The sequence below is a fragment of the Pseudemcibacter sp. genome (assembly GCF_965661635.1).
In the GTDB taxonomy this organism is placed as follows: Bacteria; Pseudomonadota; Alphaproteobacteria; order Sphingomonadales; family Emcibacteraceae; genus Pseudemcibacter.
Genome location: NZ_CBFIEP010000107.1, coordinates 1 through 17618, shown reverse-complemented (window position 1 = coordinate 17618; position 17618 = coordinate 1). Strand labels below are relative to the sequence as shown.

At 41.3% G+C, this 17618-nt stretch carries 15 protein-coding genes and 1 pseudogene; 8 read left to right on the top strand and 8 right to left on the bottom strand.

The genetic code is table 11. The features are described 5' to 3' along the window. The first annotated feature begins 124 nt into the window (after nt 1–124). On the top strand, nt 125–1432 hold the full coding sequence (locus ACTF6W_RS07395; protein WP_438993901.1) for a sugar MFS transporter: 1308 nt from the start codon (nt 125–127) through the stop codon (nt 1430–1432). Between the two features lie 88 nt (nt 1433–1520). Here the strand turns inward: ACTF6W_RS07395 and ACTF6W_RS07390 are convergent, their stop codons facing one another. Together ACTF6W_RS07390 and ACTF6W_RS07385 are read right to left on the bottom strand one after the other, a co-directional pair. Continuing rightward, nucleotides 1521–1994: a phosphoribosyl-AMP cyclohydrolase gene (locus ACTF6W_RS07390; RefSeq protein WP_438993900.1), complete on the bottom strand. Its 474-nt coding sequence runs from the start codon at nt 1992–1994 to the stop codon at nt 1521–1523. Nucleotides 1995–2157: 163 nt separating this feature from the next. Next, nucleotides 2158–3096, bottom strand: coding sequence for a hydrogen peroxide-inducible genes activator (locus ACTF6W_RS07385; protein ID WP_438993899.1), 939 nt, complete (start codon nt 3094–3096; stop codon nt 2158–2160). Between the two features lie 331 nt (nt 3097–3427). Between ACTF6W_RS07385 and ACTF6W_RS07380 the strand changes: the two genes are divergently transcribed. Beyond that, nucleotides 3428–5086, top strand: a complete 1659-nt coding sequence (locus ACTF6W_RS07380; protein WP_438993898.1) for a SulP family inorganic anion transporter — start codon at nt 3428–3430, stop codon at nt 5084–5086. A gap of 209 nt (nt 5087–5295) precedes the next feature. Continuing rightward, nucleotides 5296–7170, top strand: a complete 1875-nt coding sequence (locus tag ACTF6W_RS07375; RefSeq protein ID WP_438993897.1) for a propionyl-CoA synthetase — start codon at nt 5296–5298, stop codon at nt 7168–7170. Here ACTF6W_RS07375 and ACTF6W_RS07370 read toward each other — a convergent pair. The 6 genes and pseudogenes from ACTF6W_RS07370 to hydA form a co-directional block, all read right to left on the bottom strand. Further along, nucleotides 7159–8388, bottom strand: a complete 1230-nt coding sequence (locus ACTF6W_RS07370; RefSeq protein ID WP_438993896.1) for a cysteine desulfurase-like protein — start codon at nt 8386–8388, stop codon at nt 7159–7161. The two genes, ACTF6W_RS07375 and ACTF6W_RS07370, sit on opposite strands and share 12 nt — an antisense overlap. 21 nt (nt 8389–8409) lie before the next feature. After that, nucleotides 8410–9147: an amino acid ABC transporter ATP-binding protein gene (locus ACTF6W_RS07365; protein WP_438993895.1), complete on the bottom strand. Its 738-nt coding sequence runs from the start codon at nt 9145–9147 to the stop codon at nt 8410–8412. After that, nucleotides 9144–9845, bottom strand: coding sequence for an amino acid ABC transporter permease (locus ACTF6W_RS07360; protein WP_438993902.1), 702 nt, complete (start codon nt 9843–9845; stop codon nt 9144–9146). Before ACTF6W_RS07360 ends, ACTF6W_RS07365 begins: the two co-directional genes overlap by 4 nt. 54 nt (nt 9846–9899) lie before the next feature. After that, nucleotides 9900–10574 (bottom strand): annotated as a pseudogene (locus ACTF6W_RS07355) (ABC transporter substrate-binding protein); the annotation flags it as partial. Between the two features lie 77 nt (nt 10575–10651). Continuing rightward, nucleotides 10652–11581 carry a dihydrodipicolinate synthase family protein gene (locus tag ACTF6W_RS07350; RefSeq protein ID WP_438993894.1) on the bottom strand — a complete coding sequence of 310 codons (930 nt, stop codon included), beginning with the start codon at nt 11579–11581 and terminating at the stop codon, nt 10652–10654. 9 nt (nt 11582–11590) lie between these two features. Continuing rightward, the gene (gene hydA, locus ACTF6W_RS07345; RefSeq protein ID WP_438993893.1) at nt 11591–13054 is read right to left on the bottom strand and encodes a dihydropyrimidinase; all 1464 of its coding nucleotides are present in this window, start codon (nt 13052–13054) and stop codon (nt 11591–11593) included. A gap of 100 nt (nt 13055–13154) precedes the next feature. Between hydA and ACTF6W_RS07340 the strand changes: the two genes are divergently transcribed. The 5 genes from ACTF6W_RS07340 to ACTF6W_RS07320 all read left to right on the top strand — a co-directional run. Continuing rightward, nucleotides 13155–13859, top strand: coding sequence for a GntR family transcriptional regulator (locus ACTF6W_RS07340; RefSeq protein WP_438993892.1), 705 nt, complete (start codon nt 13155–13157; stop codon nt 13857–13859). After that, nucleotides 13856–14518: an aspartate/glutamate racemase family protein gene (locus ACTF6W_RS07335; RefSeq protein ID WP_438993891.1), complete on the top strand. Its 663-nt coding sequence runs from the start codon at nt 13856–13858 to the stop codon at nt 14516–14518. The genes ACTF6W_RS07340 and ACTF6W_RS07335 overlap by 4 nt, the downstream gene beginning before the upstream one ends. A 29-nt stretch (nt 14519–14547) precedes the next feature. After that, nucleotides 14548–15327 (top strand): SDR family oxidoreductase, encoded by a 780-nt coding sequence (locus ACTF6W_RS07330; protein WP_438993890.1) that lies wholly within the window; start codon nt 14548–14550, stop codon nt 15325–15327. 107 nt (nt 15328–15434) lie between these two features. Next, nucleotides 15435–16607, top strand: coding sequence for a pyridoxal phosphate-dependent aminotransferase (locus tag ACTF6W_RS07325; RefSeq protein WP_438993889.1), 1173 nt, complete (start codon nt 15435–15437; stop codon nt 16605–16607). Nucleotides 16608–16704: 97 nt separating this feature from the next. Further along, the coding region (locus ACTF6W_RS07320; RefSeq protein WP_438993888.1) for an aminotransferase class V-fold PLP-dependent enzyme at nt 16705–17618 on the top strand (914 nt) is incomplete at its 3' end.

Genomic DNA, 17618 nt, shown 5'->3' with positions numbered 1-17618 from the left:
AGTATTAAAGAAGAAAAGGATGCGGACCTTTGTATTTTAGGAAGTGAGGGTGAAGTTATTATGACGGTGATTAATGGCGAGATTGTATATCAAAATAACAATTTCAAGATGAGGGATTAAATTTATGAATGTATCGAATGTGCCTGAACAAAATAGCAATAATTATATCGTTCCAATGATCATTATAGGGCTTTTGTTTTTTATTTTTGTCTTTGTGACCTGGCTTAATGGATCGCTTATTCCCTTTTTACGGATCATATGTGATTTAAGTGATTTTCAAGCTCTTTTTGTAACTTTTGATTTTTATATTTCTTATACTGTGATGGCATTGCCGATGGCGGCCATTTTAAACAAAACAGGGTACCGTAACGGTATGGCCATTGGGTTGGCAATTATGTCTAGTGGTGCACTTTTGTTCATACCCGCAGCCTTAAGCGCGAATTATATTTTATTTTTAATTGCGCTTTTTGTGCTTGGAACCGGCTTAACAATATTACAAACAGCCTCTAATCCTTATGTGGTCTTTATTGGTCCCATTGAAAGTGCGGCTAGACGTATTGCCGTAATGGGGGTTATTAACAAATTCGCAGGAGTTGTCGTACCCGTTGTTTTTGCGGCCCTGATTTTGTCTGATTTAGGGGATGCGTCCGATTTAACGTCGCGTCAATTAAGTGAAGTTGAAATTACAGCACTTTCAGAAAGATTAATACTGCCTTATATTTATATGGCATGTGCTTTGATTATGTTAATTGGATTGGTCTATTTTTCTAATTTGCCAACTATAAGTGAAAACAGTAACGCCCATGACACTGAAGATGATCGTAAAAGTATTTTTGCATATCCACAAATCATACTTGGAGCGATTGCACTTTTTGCAAATATAGGAATGGAAGTTATCGCCGGAGATACAATAGGCTTATATGGTGCCCGAGAAAACCTCCCCCATTTTGCGACACTTACATCCTATACTATGATCTTTATGTTGGTCGGATATTTTGTTGGCATATTCACAATTCCAAAATATATGTCGCAAAGTCAGGCGTTATATTTTTCCGCCATAACTGGTTTTCTTTGCATTATTTGCATCTCTTTGAGTTCAGAAAATTCAAATAGTGTAACCCACGCTCTTTGGGGTTGGACGGGTCTTCCGCTTCTTCCTAATCCTATTTTCTTTGTTGCGACAATGGGAACGGCAAACGCCCTCGTTTGGCCAGCGATATGGCCCCTTGCGCTTAAAGGGCTTGGCAAATTTACGCCACTTGGTTCAGCCCTGTTGGTAATGAGTGTATCAGGCGGGGCCATTATTCCTCTAGTGTTTGGAAAAATTGTTGATATGACCGATAATTTTCAAATGGCTTATTTAATTGGAATTCCGTGCTACTTACTGATTTTCTTATATGCATATAAAGGCCATAAAATGCGTCATTGGTAATCGTTAGCGTTTTAACCTAAAAAACCACTCTATATTAGAGTGGTTTTTCAAATTTCATCTTATAAAGTTTGATTCTAATGATCAGATTTTAAGGTTGATAAGGTAAAGATGAATGATGATGAATGATACGTAATGTTCCATTCTCATCTTTCTTGTAACCCCAACTTTTATCAACTGTGGTCACATTACCGTCTTTATCCGTTAAAGAAATCCAACCCATCCACATTGCAACATCACCCTCAATGAAGCTCGCTGATGTAACAGATTCGCAATGGCGCCATCCCTTGATGCCAAAACCACCATCTAGCGGGAAATTGTCATCATGGCCAACAAAGTATGATAAAGCCCCTTCTTTTGTCGGGCGGAATGTTTGGTCACCACTTGCTAATGTTGGTTTGAAAAGCACAGGCCCAAGATTATAGCCATATGCAGAATCGAGAACATTAATTGCCACTGCTCTTGCTTCATCGATGCCACCTTCTTCATACGCTTTAGAGACTGCAATTAAGGCATCTCCCCAAGCTACACGGGCTTGTACTAAATCAGTTTCAGTAATAGACATTACATTTTCCTTTCATTTACAATTGTACGGTTTTTATTACTGCATTTTATATATGTCTTCTTAATGATAAAACAATTTACATTTTTTCCGAATTTCTGATAGATTTTAACTATCACCTGGTATTGTAAATAAGAAACGTCCCACAATTGGAAAGAGGTTTAATTCAATTTTTTATATTTAAATAGTCAGATAATCGTTTTTCACATAGTGAACGGATAAAGGCGGCGAGTTCTTTATAAAGATGCCTTTGCGGTGCGCTAGGACGCCAAGCGAGAACAACCTCTCTATCCTCTGTTGTGTCTTGTAGTTCAAGGACGGCCACATCGTTCCTTGGTTCGATTTCTGAGCGCACATAAAGAGCTGGCAAAAATGCAATGCCGACACCTGTTCCAATCATTTGCCTAACAGTATCAAGGCTTGTACCTTCGTAATCGCGAAGTATTCTGGCACCATATTTATTAGCAAGTCCCTGCATTTGTTCAAAAATTCTGTGACGTTCTTCAATTGCAAGAAGTCTTTGGCCGGCGATGTCTTTAGAATTGACCTTTTTTTGTTTTACCAAATCGTGGTCAGGGGCGACACATAATCGAAATGGTTCACCAAATAAAGGTTCAACGGTTAAGCCTGATACATCCAATGGTAGCGTCGTAAAAATGAGATCAAACCTACCGTCTAATAACCCATTTTCGATTTCTCTCGGTGAATCTTCACGAATAAATAGGCGTAAATTTGGATAAGTTTTATGAATGTCGGGAATTATGTCAGGCAAAATATAGGGACCTAATGTCGGTGGCACGCCCAAGCGGTGAATGCCTGCCCCACTATCAAGAGAAAATCGCGCGACATCACGAATGGATTTTACTTCGTCTAGCATTAAATCAATATGAGGTTGCATTGCTCTAGCCGCAGCAGTCGGAAGGGCACCCGTTCTTGAGCGCTCTAAAAGTGTAAGACCTAAGTTTTCTTCAAGTGCGGCGATTTGTGCCGTAATGGTCGGCTGCGAAACATTTAAAGAGAGAGCTGCTTGGCGAAAGCTTTTCAGCTCGATAACCGTTTTCAGATATTTGAGTTGTTTAATGGTAGGATGGCCAATTTGCATCATGTAGCTTCCTTAAATGATGTGATAGATAAAATCTATCGGAAATTCGGAAAAATAGCAAATTGTATTATCATGATGGAACGCATATATCATGTAATAATGTTTTACATCCGAAGCGTTAAACTAATTAAAAATAAGAATGCAGGGGCGTAAAATTGGTAGGAAAAGATATTGGAGGTGCTTTAAAACTTTCAATTATTGTGTTTTCAAAGATTATTCAGACCAAATTCTGGAAACTAACAAAACACATTAGCGAATTTATTTCGCTTAATATGATGAAAATAAAATAATTTAGTTTTCATCAAAACTACAAATTTAAATGAGGGTACTAAACATGTATAATTTAAATACGTCTAATCTTCGTGGCGACATTATGGGTGGTATCACTACCGGTATTGTTGCCTTACCGTTAGCACTTGCATTTGGTGAAGCATCAGGTGCTGGCCCGATGGCGGGTCTTTATGGAGCCATTATTGTTGGTTTCTTAGCGTCTCTATTTGGTGGAACGGGAAGTAATATTTCTGGGCCAACGGGCCCGATGGTCGTCGTTTTTGCTGGTGTCTATACCACTTTGGGCGGTAATCCTGAATTGGTCTTTACGGCTGTTGTTCTGGCGGGACTAATTCAAATTGGATTTGGTTTATTAAAGATCGGGCATTTGATCCGACTTGTTCCCTATCCTGTGGTTTCCGGCTTTATGAGCGGGATCGGTGTCATTATTGTGGCTCTTCAATTAGCAAGGCTATTTGGTCATGAGCCTGAGGGTGGCGGAACTATTCCTGCGTTAACCTCTGTGCCTGGTGCAGTTATTGACCCGAATTGGATAGCGCTCGGAATTGGAGTAATGACACTCGTTATGGTGTTTAATTGGCCTCAGAAGCTAGGCAAATATCTTCCCGCGCCATTAGCGGCGTTGGTCATTGCTACAGTTTTAAGTACTCTTTTTGTGGGCGCACCAATCTTGGGTGATGTACCATCTGGGTTGCCGACATTCATAATGCCAACATATGACCAAGACGCGATGGTTATTGTTCTTGAAGCCGCATTCTTGCTTGCGTTGCTAGGGTCAATCGATAGCTTACTGACGTCACTTGTGGCTGACAATATGACTCGTACCCGTCATAATTCGAGCCAAGAACTTATCGGACAAGGTATCGGTAATACGGTTGCGGGTCTTTTTGGTGGAGTGCCGGGTGCAGGTGCTACCATGCGTACTGTTGTAAACATTCGCTCAGGAGGGCAGTTTAAAATTTCAGGTATGCTACATGGTGTAGTGCTTCTTTCTGTTGCACTTGTGTTTGCACCTTTCGCTTCACTTATTCCGCATGCTGCGCTTGCGGGTATATTGATTAAAGTGGGGTATGATATCATTGATTGGAGTTATTTAAAGCGTGCCCACCGTGGACCGCGTTGGGATTTGGCTCTGATGGGTATTGTTCTCGGTCTTACAGTATTCGTTGATTTGATTACAGCTGTTGCCGTTGGTGTTGTTTTGGCTGCCTTAGCATTTATCAAGCAACTATCTGAATCTCAATTAGAAAAACTTAATTTATCAGATGATAAAGTCGGTAATGCAGAAGAGCGGGCAATTCTTGCGCGTAGTAATGGTGCTGTCACACTCTTTGACTTTGGCGGACCATTGAGCTTTGGTGCGGCAGCCGATTTAGGACATGTTGTTAGAGAACGTTCAACAGGAAATGTTCAGGTTCTTATTCTTGATTTTTCTCGCGTACCGTTTCTTGATTTATCAGCGGCAAAGGCTGTCGAAACAATAGTTGCTGACGCTGACCGATCCGGTAAGTTCGTTTATTTTGCAGGAATTACTGAGGAAGTAAATGATGTACTTCATGGACTTGATGTTGCTCAATTAATTACCGATGATCATTGGTTTAAAAATCGCGCAGATGCACTAGAACAAGCTTTAATCGAGGTCGGTGTAGATAATGATAAGAATAAGCCAAAGGACAAGTCTGATCCCCAGGCTGTGGTGTAATGGCCTAGCGTTGACGCTATTCTCTTCAAATTTATTATAGGCCTGCCCCTTAAGGGTGGGCCAATATTATTTTTAAGTAAATTTCACTATTTTAATCACATGAATAATTTATAGCGCAAGCACATAGAATGCTCAGTAAGAAATTAGCAATTGCATAAAATGTAAAGCGATCTAAAGTATTGTTGAATAATTAATCAAGAGTATGACCATTGAGTAGCTACGAAAAGATATATCAATCGTGGAAAAATAATCCGCAAGATTTTTGGCAAGAAGCAGCCAGAGAAATTCATTGGTTTAAAGAATGTGAAGAAGTTCTAGATGAAACAAATGCACCATTATATCAATGGTTTAAAGGTGCAAAAATAAATACATGCTATAATGCGATAGACCGTCATGTAATTGCAGGACAAGGTGATATAACGGCACTCATTTATGATAGTGCCATGACGGGCCAGGTTAGAAAGTATACCTATGCGGAAATGCAAGATCATATCTCGAAATTTGCAGGCGTATTAAATGCAAAAGGCGTGAAAAAAGGCGACCGTGTTTTACTCTATATGCCGATGATTCCAGAAGCTGTAATAGCCATGCTTGCGTGTGCCAGAATAGGAGCCATTCATACGGTGGTCTTTGGCGGGTTTGCCTCAAATGAGTTAGCGAAAAGGATTATTGACGCTGAACCCAAGATTATTGTGTCAGCGACGTGCGGATTAGAGCCCGGTAGGGTTATTGCTTATAAGCCCTTGCTTGATGAAGCGTTGGCCATTTCCAAATCTACTGCAAAAACCATTATCGTTAAACGTCCAGAATGTGATGCAGAACTTATAGATGGTCGTGATTTTTATTGGGAAAAGCTAATGAAAGTGGCTACTCCTGTTGATTGCCTGGAGTTAGAAGCAACTGACCCACTTTATATTCTTTACACATCTGGAACGACTGGTACTCCAAAAGGCATCGTTCGGGATAATGGTGGTCATCTGGTTGCAATGAACTGGAGCATGAAAAATGTTTACGCAATGAGCCCTGGTGATGTTTATTGGGCTGCCTCTGATATTGGTTGGGTTGTCGGTCATTCTTATATTGTATACGCCCCATTAGTTCGTGGATGTACGACAATTTTATATGAAGGTAAACCAGTAGGGACGCCAGATGCAGGGGCATTTTGGCGCGTAATTGCGGATCATAAAGTAAACGCATTATTTGTTGCCCCCACAGCTATTCGCGCCATCAAAAGAGAAGATCCCAGGGGAGAGTTTCTAAACAATTATGATATCTCAGCTTTTCGTACGCTTTTTCTTGCGGGGGAACGCGCTGATCCTGATACGGTTAAATGGTCAGAGAAAATGGTTAGTGTTCCTGTGATTGACCATTGGTGGCAAACTGAAACGTCATGGTCTATTTGTGCAAATTTCATGGGGATAGAACATTTGCCCGTGAAATATGGCAGCCCAAGCGTTCCTTCCCCGGGGTACGATGTAAGAATATTTAGCGATGAAGGTGAAGAACTTGGTCCTAAAAAGCTCGGCAATATTGTCGTTAAAGAACCGCTTCCACCAGGTGGAATGCTAGGAATTTGGAAAGATAATCAACGCTGTATTGAAACATATTTTAAAGAATATCCAGGCTTTTACCTAACTGGTGACGCGGGTCATAAAGATGAAGATGGCTATTTATACATTATGGGCAGAACTGATGATGTCATTAATGTTGCGGGTCACAGATTATCAACGGGTTCGATGGAAGAAGTCCTAAGTAATATGCCGGATGTTGCGGAATGTGCCGTAGTAGGGGTCGCAGATGAGCTTAAAGGGCAAATTCCTTATGGATTTATCGTTTTAAAAAGTGGCACTGAAAAATCGCAGGACGATATCATTACGGAGGCGATACAATCCGTGCGTACTGAAATAGGGGCGGTGGCCAGTTTTAAAAATGCGGTAATTGTAAAAAGATTACCAAAAACCCGATCGGGTAAAATCTTGCGCCGTGTCATGAGCAGCATTGCCGGGAAAGAAGATTATAAAACCCCGGCAACGTTAGATGATCCGATGATATTAGATGAAATTAGTGCGGCTTTATTTAGCTAAGACTTCATCTAGAGCGCTAAGGAGCTTATCGACTTCCTCAACGGTATTGTAATGAGTTAGTGAAATTCTGACAGCGCCATTCTGGTCCGTTATACCAAGACTATCTGATAAACGGCGCGCATGGAAATCACCAAAGCGAACAGCCACCTTATATTTATCCATTGCGATACATACTTGCTGTGGGTCTTTGCCTTCTATCGTAAAAGCAATTGTTGGAACTCTTCTCGGGCTGGTGCCATCATTAATGCCCAGAACGTTGCAATCATTTCTCTTTCTTAAGTAACTAAGTACTTTTTCACAAAGAATATTTTCTTGTTCGGTGATGTCTTGAAAGGCGGCTTCTAATTTCTCTCGTCGTGTGCCTTTTGATCCGGCTTTTTCCCCAAGAGTGACCAAATAATCAACTATGGCGCCTGATGCATATGAAAGTTCATAATTGGCATTACCCGGTTCCATTTTTGCGGGAATTTTGGTCTTGTCATAAAAATAATGATAAAGGCTATCTAACTCTTCCATATGGTCATAGCGACAGTAGAGCGCCGCATGATGTGGACCGTAGGTTTTGTATAGACTTAAGGCATAGAAATCTACATTCCAATCTTGAACATCAATTGCTCTGTGTGGTGCGTATGCCACTGCATCAACACAAACAAGTGCGCCACGATCATGAACAAATTTGGTTATTTCTTTTACGTTATTAATGGTACCAAGCAAATTTGATACATGCGTAAAAGCAACAAGCTTTGTTTTTTCTGTCATGATGGCATCAAGCGCATCAAGTTCTAATTCGTATGTCTCTTTATTCATAGGCCAAAACTTAATGTTGACGCCGCGATCTTCTAACCAGACCCATGGGCCAATATTACTTTCATGATCTGTTATCGTAACGATCACTTCGTCGCCTGCTTTAAACTGACTTAACATTGCCTTACTTAAAAATTGCAGTAACACGGTTGTAGAAGGACCAAATACAATTTCTTCAGGTCTTGCAGCATTGAAGAGTGTCGCAATATTGGCGCGCCCTTCACCAAAGGCCTTTAATGAGTTTTGTGATACATCGTAACTACCGCCTAGCTGTACATTATGGGAATAATAATATTCTGAAATTTTATCAACGCAGCCTTTTAAGATCTGTGACCCGCCGGCATTATCCATAAATGTCCATTCATTCTTTAGTGCTGGGAACTCACCCCGTACAAAATCCATATCCAATGCCACGATTATTTTTCCTTAATTAAATTAATGATTTAGGACCGCTTTTAAAAAATTACGGGTCCGTTCTTCTTTTGGGTTGTCAAATATTTCATTGGGACTTCCTTGCTCGACAATTTGACCGGCGTCCATAAAAATGACGCGATCGGCAACTTGTCTTGCAAATCCCATTTCATGCGTCACAACGATCATGGTAACACCCGACGCTGCAAGGTTTTTAATCACATCAAGCACCTCTCCTACCATTTCTGGGTCTAACGCTGACGTGGGTTCATCGAATAGCAATGCTTTTGGCTCCATCGCGAGCGCCCGTGCAATGGCAACGCGTTGTTGTTGACCCCCTGAAAGCTGTGCTGGGAATTTATCAGCTTGTTCTGCAATACCGACTTTAGTGAGTAAATCGACGGCAACTTTTTTTGCCTTTTCTTTACTCAATCCTTTTGATTTTATGGGTGATAGCATCACGTTATCAAGAATGCTAAGATGTGGAAAAAGATTGAAGTTTTGAAAAACCATGCCGACGTCGGCGCGAACCTTCTTTAAATTACGCCCTTTTTCTACTTTTACATTTTCAACTTTTATGGTCCCTGATTTATCATACTCTTCGAGAAGATTAATACACCGTATCATAGTTGATTTTCCAGAACCGGAAGGTCCTATAACACAGACGACTTCACCTTCGGCTATTTCTAAATCAATGTCGGTTAAGGCGCGAAAATTGCCATAATGCTTATTGACCGTCTCTAACTTAATCAGAGTACTCATTGTGTATCCCCTGCTTTAAATTTTTTCTCTAATCCTGAAACCCATAAAACCAAGGGTAATAGAAAAGCCAGATAAATAACGGCCGCGGCAATAAGGGGTGTTGGGTTGGCTGCGACGGCCTGCGCCTGAGTTGCTTGTTTTAAAAGATCCGGCATCGCCACCACGGATGCAAGGGCCGTATCCTTGATCACATTAATACAGTTATTGGTGAGCGGTGGAATAACCACCTTAATGGCTTGCGGAAGAATAACGTCTACCATCATATCCTTATAACTTAATCCTAATGCTTCAGAAGCTTCGAATTGACCTTTGGGAATGGCTTCAATACCGGCACGGAATATTTCGGCCGTATAAGCACCAGAAACAACCGTTAAGGCAACGGCTGCCGCATAAAAAGGTGATAAACTAATGCCAACAAAAGGCAAGGCGTAGAAGATAATAATCAGAAGAACCAATAAGGGAATTGACCGAAATACATCAATATATGCTTTGACGATTATACGGACCGCTTTGTGGGCATATAATTTTAATAAGGCTAAGATGAGCCCCAGGATTAACCCCGCGACAATCGCTAAGATACCCAGTTGGATTGTCGTAAATAATCCGTCAATGAGCATCGGATAGGTTTGTAGAAAGACATCCATATTCAGGAAAGTTTCAACAAAATTGAATATCAATCCATCACTTGTTGTTGGCATGGGTACTACTCTTGCCGTAGAGGTACTTTCTTCTGCAAGCGTGCCGTACCATTTTAAATGCAGCTGATTTACAAAACCCTCTTCTTTTAAAATACTAATGGTATCATTTACGTCGTTTAAGATTGCACTATTTTTACCGAGCATTAGTGCATATCGCCCACCTGTTGGAATACGTTCAACAACCTCTAAATTGGGTTTGTCTTTCGTATAATATTGAAGGGCGGGAATATCGCTGATGTATCCTTTAACGCGACCAATTACCACATCTAGCATGGCAGGGGCTAATCCTTCATAGCGGCGAATTTCTGCAAAGCCATATTTTTCCTGATTAGCCGTAGCCCATATATCTCCTGTGGAGCCTGTATCGGCGGCAACAATTTGTCCCCGCAGGTCTTCTAATGAAGTAATACCGCTCCCCCTTACAACCGTTAGCGATTGATCACTATCATAAAAGGGTTGCGTAAAGGCGACGCTTTCAAGCCGTTTGTCCGTAATACCTATTGACGACATGGCAATATCAATGCGACCTGACTGAACGGCAGCAAATAAGCCGTTAAAAGGGACATTGATGATATTCACGGGACGATTAAGTCGTTTTCCAATTTCATTTACCAGATCGATTTCAAAACCAATAAATGTACCGTCGGTATTCTGAAATTCCCACGGAACATTACCAATATTGGCACCGACGACAATCGGATCATTACTTTCCTGTGCAACAGATATCATCGGCCACAAAAGAAAGAGGAGGACAATTTTCAAAACTGTAAAACAGTTAATTTTCAATATATTATCCTCTATTTTTATTAAACTGAAAGTCTTTTATCGAGCCTAGCCAGCAACCTGTCAAGGTCCTTATGGTCATCAGCTGACATGGTTGGTCCTGGTGTTCGTACTTTAGCAGACGTAATCACACCCCGACGGTGTAGGGTTTCTTTTCGAACAGCAAGACCGTAGCCTGGCTGTTGTTCGTGTTTAATGACCGGTAAATATTGATCAAATAAATCATCTGCTGCGTCTATATCGCCTGCTGCAAATTTTTCACAAACACCCACTAACATTTCAGGATAAGCAAAGCCTGTCATGGCACCGTCCGCACCACGTCCAAGCTCTTGTGGCAGATATAGTCCGCCATTGCCGCATAAAATACTAATGCGGCGCAAGCCTTGTGCCGCTGATTTGGCGCGAAGTTCTGATAATTTTCCAAGCCCTGGCCAATCTTCGTGTTTTAACATGACAACTTGCGGTACATCACGGATTATGCGCATTAGGCAATCAACGGATACAGGAGCCTTGGTTACCAGTGGAAAATCTTGATAAATCATTGGAACTTTTGAGTTAAGCGCTTTATCAACGGCGATATAATAATCATAAATTGCTTCATCGCTATTATGTGAGGGATTAGGCGCAACCATCACACCCGCGGCCCCCGCTTTCATAGCGGAATTTGAGAGCGCCACTAATTTATCCATGTCTGGGTTACTGACGCCTACAACAACGGGCACACGGCCATCGACCCGATCAATAACACGGTTCATAACGGCTTGCGATTCTTCCGGCGTTAATTTCTGTGCTTCCCCCATCATACCAAGGATTGTGATGCCGGTGACGCCTTTCTCTAAATAAAAATCAGTCAGAGTATCAATGCTTTCAAAATCGATGCTGTCATCGTCTAAGAACGGTGTGGCTGCGATAATATAGACGCCTTTTGCTTGTTCATTTAATAATGCACTCATGGTTATTCCTTATATTAGTTTGGCGTTAAAGTTCTTTTTTGGATCCATTTCGGGGACGAATTTTTCTAGCGGTTTGGCAAATTCAGAACGTTCGCGTTTTAAATATACTCCACTGCCTCGCTCTACTTTAAGTTCTTCGTCTTCTACTACGATGCGTCCACGGCTAATCACTGTTATCGGCCAACCTTTAGAAACCATTCCTTCATAAGGGGTATAATCCATATTATCATGTAGAGCATCAGCTGTTATTTCGACTTCTTTATCCGGGTCCCAGATCGCGACATCCGCATCAGAACCTATAGCGATTGTTCCTTTTCGCGGATATAGGCCATATGTTTTTGCTGGAATGCTTGATGTCACATCAATGAAGCGATGGATGTCCATTCGCCCTTTTTGTACGCCTTCTGAAAATAGAAGCGGCATACGAATTTCAAGTCCGGGGACGCCGTTCGCGATTTTATCGAATGTTGGTTTTGGACCAGCAGACAATTTTCCACTACTATCATAGCGATAAGGTGCATGATCTGATGAAAAGACACTGAATGATCCGTCGATAAGGCCTTCCCATATGATTTCTTGATTTTCTTTATTGCGCGGTGGTGGACTACAGCAGAACATTGCCCCATCCATTCCATCTTTATCAAGGTCATCAATGGTAAGGAATAAATACTGTGGACATGTTTCACCGTATATTTTAAGGCCACGTTCCTGTGCGCGGCGAATTTCGGTTAAGGCTGCCTCAGAAGAGACATGAACAATTAACATAGGTGTATCTAGTAGCTCTGCAAGTGTAATCGCGCGGTGGGTTGCTTCTTTTTCAGCAAGACTAGCATGGGCAATGGCATGATATTTCGGATCACCAAGTCCTTGGTCGAGGAGCTTTTCGGTGATCCATCTGATGACATCATGGTTTTCAGCGTGCACCATTACCAGGGCCTGCTCACGTCTTGCTGCAGCAAGAACATTAAGAATTTCATAATCATTCAGTTTCAGGTTGTCATATGTCATATAGATCTTAAAGGATGTAATGCCGTCTTCAATCATGGCCGGAAGTTCTTGACCAATAATAGCGTCTGAAGCATCCGAAATAATAAGATGGAAGCCATAATCAATAACCGATTTGGGTTTTGCGCATGCCATATAATCATCAACAACTTCACGTAAACTTTGTCCGCGATGTTGAGCGGCAAAGGGCAGTAATGTTGTGGTCCCCCCAAATGCAGCAGACACAGAACCGCTATAAAAATCATCAGCAGTCATAATTCCACTTGATGATTTTTGTTCTATGTGACAATGCGCATCAATACCGCCTGGTAATATTAATTTATTAGTAGCATCAATATCTCTTTCTCCTTCTTCAAGGTTTTCGCCCAGTGCGATAATTTTGCCATCCTTGATGCCAACGTCTTGTTTTTTCTGCTCAATTTCGGTTACAGTATGTCCGTTTCTGATGACTAGATCATATAAGGCCATTTTTTTATCCATCCTGAATTTGATAGGTTTATTTTATTATTTGTATTTGGTATTCAAATGGTATACCATTGGTACACCTGATAATCAAGCGAGGATTTAAATGTTAACGCCAAGTGGAACCACTACATCAAAAGAACTGCCAGAAATTGGCCGTAATTTCGATGATATGGGTGAAGAAAAAAGCCTTGGCGAACGAACATACCTTCTTATTAGCGATATGATTTTAAAAGGAGAGCTCGCATATGGAGATCCCGTTCAGGAAAGACGCCTTGCCGAACATATGAATGTATCCAGAACACCAGTAAGAGAGGCCATAAGCCGTTTGGAAGCTGAGGGCTTTTTAGAGCGAAGCGGTGGTAGAGTTGTGGTTCGTGAGGTCCGTTTAAAAGAATTCGTTGAAATACTGCATGTTAGAAAATTACTTGAATGTGATGCAGTAAGAGAGGCCGCGAAAAATGCTGATGCGAAAGAGCTTCAAAAAATTCGTGGAACTATCGAAAAATTAATGGAAAAAAGGTCTGTTACTGCATTAGAGCTTCGAGAAGTTGATGATATGTTTCACAATTTCATTGCGAGAAGTTCCAATAACAGTTTGGTCAATGAATTGATTAATGATTTAAGACGAAGAACAGCAATGTTTGATCATGAGCGCCTTCCTGACCGCAAGCAACCAGGTAGTAAAGAACATTTAAATATTATTGATGCGTTAGAAAAGCGAGATGGGGCGCTTGCGTCTACGCGAATGGCTCGTCATATCAATAATGTCCATAGTAGTATTTTTGAACATTGGGGTTTTAATAAATGAACCAATTAATTAAGCCGCGCATTTTAATGTTAAATGCGAACTCATCATGTTCAGTCACAAAAGGAATGGAAGAAGAGTTAGAAGTGCCTGCCTCACTTTTAAATGTAACGATTGATTATGATCAAATCGCCGAGGCACCAGAAGCCATTGAAAGTATGGAAGATGCACATCTTGCCCACGAACTTGTCACAGAATATGTTAAAAAATCTGATTATGATGCCTATGTCATAGCGTGTTTTTGTGATCCTGGTGTTCAGGAGCTAAGGGCGTTAGGGTTTCAGAATGTATTTGGCATCGCTGAAAGTGCCATGCACTTAGCCGCCAACAGTGGCGGAAAGTTCGGGATGATTTCAATTTTGGATGTCTCCGTTGAGCGTCATATTAAACAAGTGGAGCGTGCGGGCCTTTCCGATTTGCTTGCAGCGGATCTTGCCTTAAATCTGGGTGTGTTGGAACTAGAGGATATTGAACTAGCGCGTCCCCGTATTGAAGAAGTGGGACGTGCTCTTGTAGAAAAATTCGGGGCAGAATCTTTAATACTTGGTTGCGCCGGTATGGGATTACATAAAGAATGGTTGCAAAATTTACTTAATAAACCAATTATCGATCCATGTTGGGCTGGGCTTTCCATGGCCGTAGCCTATTTAGGATCAAAATAAATTAAATCATATTAAAGGAGTTATAAAAAATGGATTTAGGAATTAAAGGACGCAAAGCTATCATCTGCGCGTCTTCAAAGGGCCTTGGGAAAGCATGTTCCATGACATTGGCCGGTGACGGTGCGCATGTGTTTATCAATGGACGAAACGCAGAAGTATTGGAAGCCACAGCACAGGAAATCCGTGATGCCACAGGTTCTGAAGTGACAGCAGTTGCATGTGATGTCACAACAGCGGAAGGCCGTGAAAAATTATTGGCCGCATGTCCTAACCCCGATATTCTTGTTAACAATGCTGGCGGTCCTCCTACGGGAAATTTTCGTGATTGGGATCGTGACACATGGATTAAAGCACTTGATTCAAACATGCTTACACAAATCGAACTGATTAAAGCGGTGGTTGACGGCATGATCGAACGTAAATTTGGCCGCATTGTTAATATTACTTCTGGTGCTGTGAAGGCACCGATTAGTGTTCTTGGGCTTTCAAATGGTGCACGTGCGGGTCTTACTGGCTTTGTGGCCGGCGTTGCACGAACAACTGTAAAAGATAACGTCACAATTAATAATTTGTTGCCTGGACCATTTGAAACGGACCGAATCGAGCAAGTTGTCGCAGGTGAAGCCAAAGCAAAAGGGGTTAGCATAGAAGAAGCCCGTAAAAGCCGTATGGCGGCAAACCCATCTGGTCGCTTTGGCCAGCCGGAAGAGTTTGGCCAAGCTTGTGGTTGGATGTGTTCTGCACATGCGGGCTATATGACAGGGCAAAATATATTGCTTGATGGCGGTAATTTCCCGGGCGTAATTTAAATTCTAAATATACTGTGAAGAAAGGCTCCAATATTGGAGCCTTTTTTTGTTTTGCGAATATTGATTTCTATAGATGGTCATGACATTGTCATTATAAAAAGTGAATAATGAAAGCATATGAAATGATATTGGCAAGTGATGGATTAAAAAGCAGAGGCGTCGAGATTGCGCCTTCCCTTACCAGATTAATTGCAAATTCAGCAATGGGCACAGAAGGATTAATCCCTCTTTGGTTTGGTGAGCCGAATGTCCAAACACCAAAGATGATATGTGATGCGGCTGCAAGTTCACTCTCAAAAGGTGAAACCTTCTATGCAGAAGGATTAGGAAAACCATATTTAAGAGAAGCGATTGCAGAATATATGACCTCGCTTTATCAAGTAAATATTAATTCTGACCGGATTGCTGTAACAGTTTCAGGTGGAAATGCCTTGAATTTGGCTTTTCAGACACTACTTGAGCCCGGAGATAAAGTTGCAACACTTATACCGGCTTTTCCAAATTTATTAAATGTTCCAGCATTACAAGGTGCGGAGCTTATTACACATCCTTTGGAGGTAAAGAACGGACGTTGGACACTCAATTGTGATGACTTTTTAGAAAAAGTCAAAAAAGCAAAAGTGGTTTTAATCAATTCTCAGTCAAATCCGACAGGGTTTATGCTTACACAGGCAGAAATTGATAAAATATCGGCAACTTTACGTGAAAGAGGAACATGGATCATCGCCGATGAGGTTTATTCAAGAACCGTGTATGAAGAAAAAGTTGCCCCTTCTTTTATAAAAGCATCACTCCCAGAAGATAAATTGATTGTTGTGAATTCATTTTCAAAAACATGGGCGATGACAGGGTGGCGCCTTGGTTGGTTAACGTTGCCGCCTAGCCTTGCCCCAATTGTTGAGAAATTAATGGAATTTTCTGTGGCTTGCGCCCCCGCTTTTACGCAAAGAGGCGGCGTTGTTGCGCTTAGAGAAGGTGAAACGTTTATTAAGCAAACAAACGAAATGTACCGTGACGCACGAGACCTTGTTTGTGAAACATTACATGAAAGCCATAATATCACATGTCCAATTCCGCATAGTTCGTTTTATGCTTTTTTTAGAATTAATACTGTTGATGACAGTGTTGAGTATACCCGGATGTTAATTGAAAAAGCAAAAATTGGATTAGCACCGGGAGACGCATTTTTAATGCCAGAACCAGGATGGTTCCGGTTATGTTTTGCGCAAACGCAAGACATATTAGAAGAGGCTCTCGATAGGTTAAAACCATATCTATAATGATATACATTTGATGATGATTAATCTTTAGTCCGTCTGCCCTATTTATGTTTATTTCTCTTTTATCTATAGTCATATAAAGAAAAAGGGGAAAGTCATGTCATCTCGGCGTTCATTTTTACAAAAAATTCTTTTTGGAGCCTCGACGGTAGGGGCACCTAAATTTAAAAGAGATTTTCATAAAGAACTTGGTGTAAAACCATTTATCAACGCTATTGGTTCATATTCATCACTTGGCGGTGAAGAAATGTGGCCAGAAGTAATCGAAGCCATGGATTATGCCGTTCAAAATAAGGCAGATATGGAAGATTTACATGATGCTGTGGGAAATAGGATTGCTGAGCTCGTGGGATCTGAGTATGCGTGTGTAACGGCGGGTGCTACGTCAGCGATAATATTGTCAGTGGCCGGATGTATGTCCGGATTAAATAAAGAGATATTAGAAACGCTTCCTCATCCGCCGGTGGGCACAAAAAATGAGGTCATTTTACAAAGGTCACACCAATATTTATACGATCGGGCATTAAGAGTGCCGGGTGCAAAGCTTGTGATGGTTGACACCGAAGAAGATCTTTTAAACGCCATAAATGAAAAAACGGCGATGATGTTTTATGTGCGTAAAATGGAAGGGGAAATTCCCTTAGAACACTGGATTAAGATAGGAAAAGAACAAAATATTCCTACATTATGTGACGCAGCGACGACTGTCCCTCCTATTCAAAATTTGCTGGATACAGTAAAACTTGGATTTGATTTATGTTGTTTCTCCGGTGGTAAGGGACTTCGTGGCCCCTATAGTGCAGGGCTTTTGTTGGGCCGAAAAGACTTAATCATAGCAGCCAAGGCAAATGGTTCACCAAACCACAAGTCAGTTGGTAGGGCCATGAAGGTGGCACCTGAAGAATATTTGGGCATGATGGTTGCGGTTGAGCAGTCCCTTCTTCACGATGAAGCCACAGATATGAAGGATTATTACCGTATTACAAACGATATGGCTGCCGAAATAAGTAA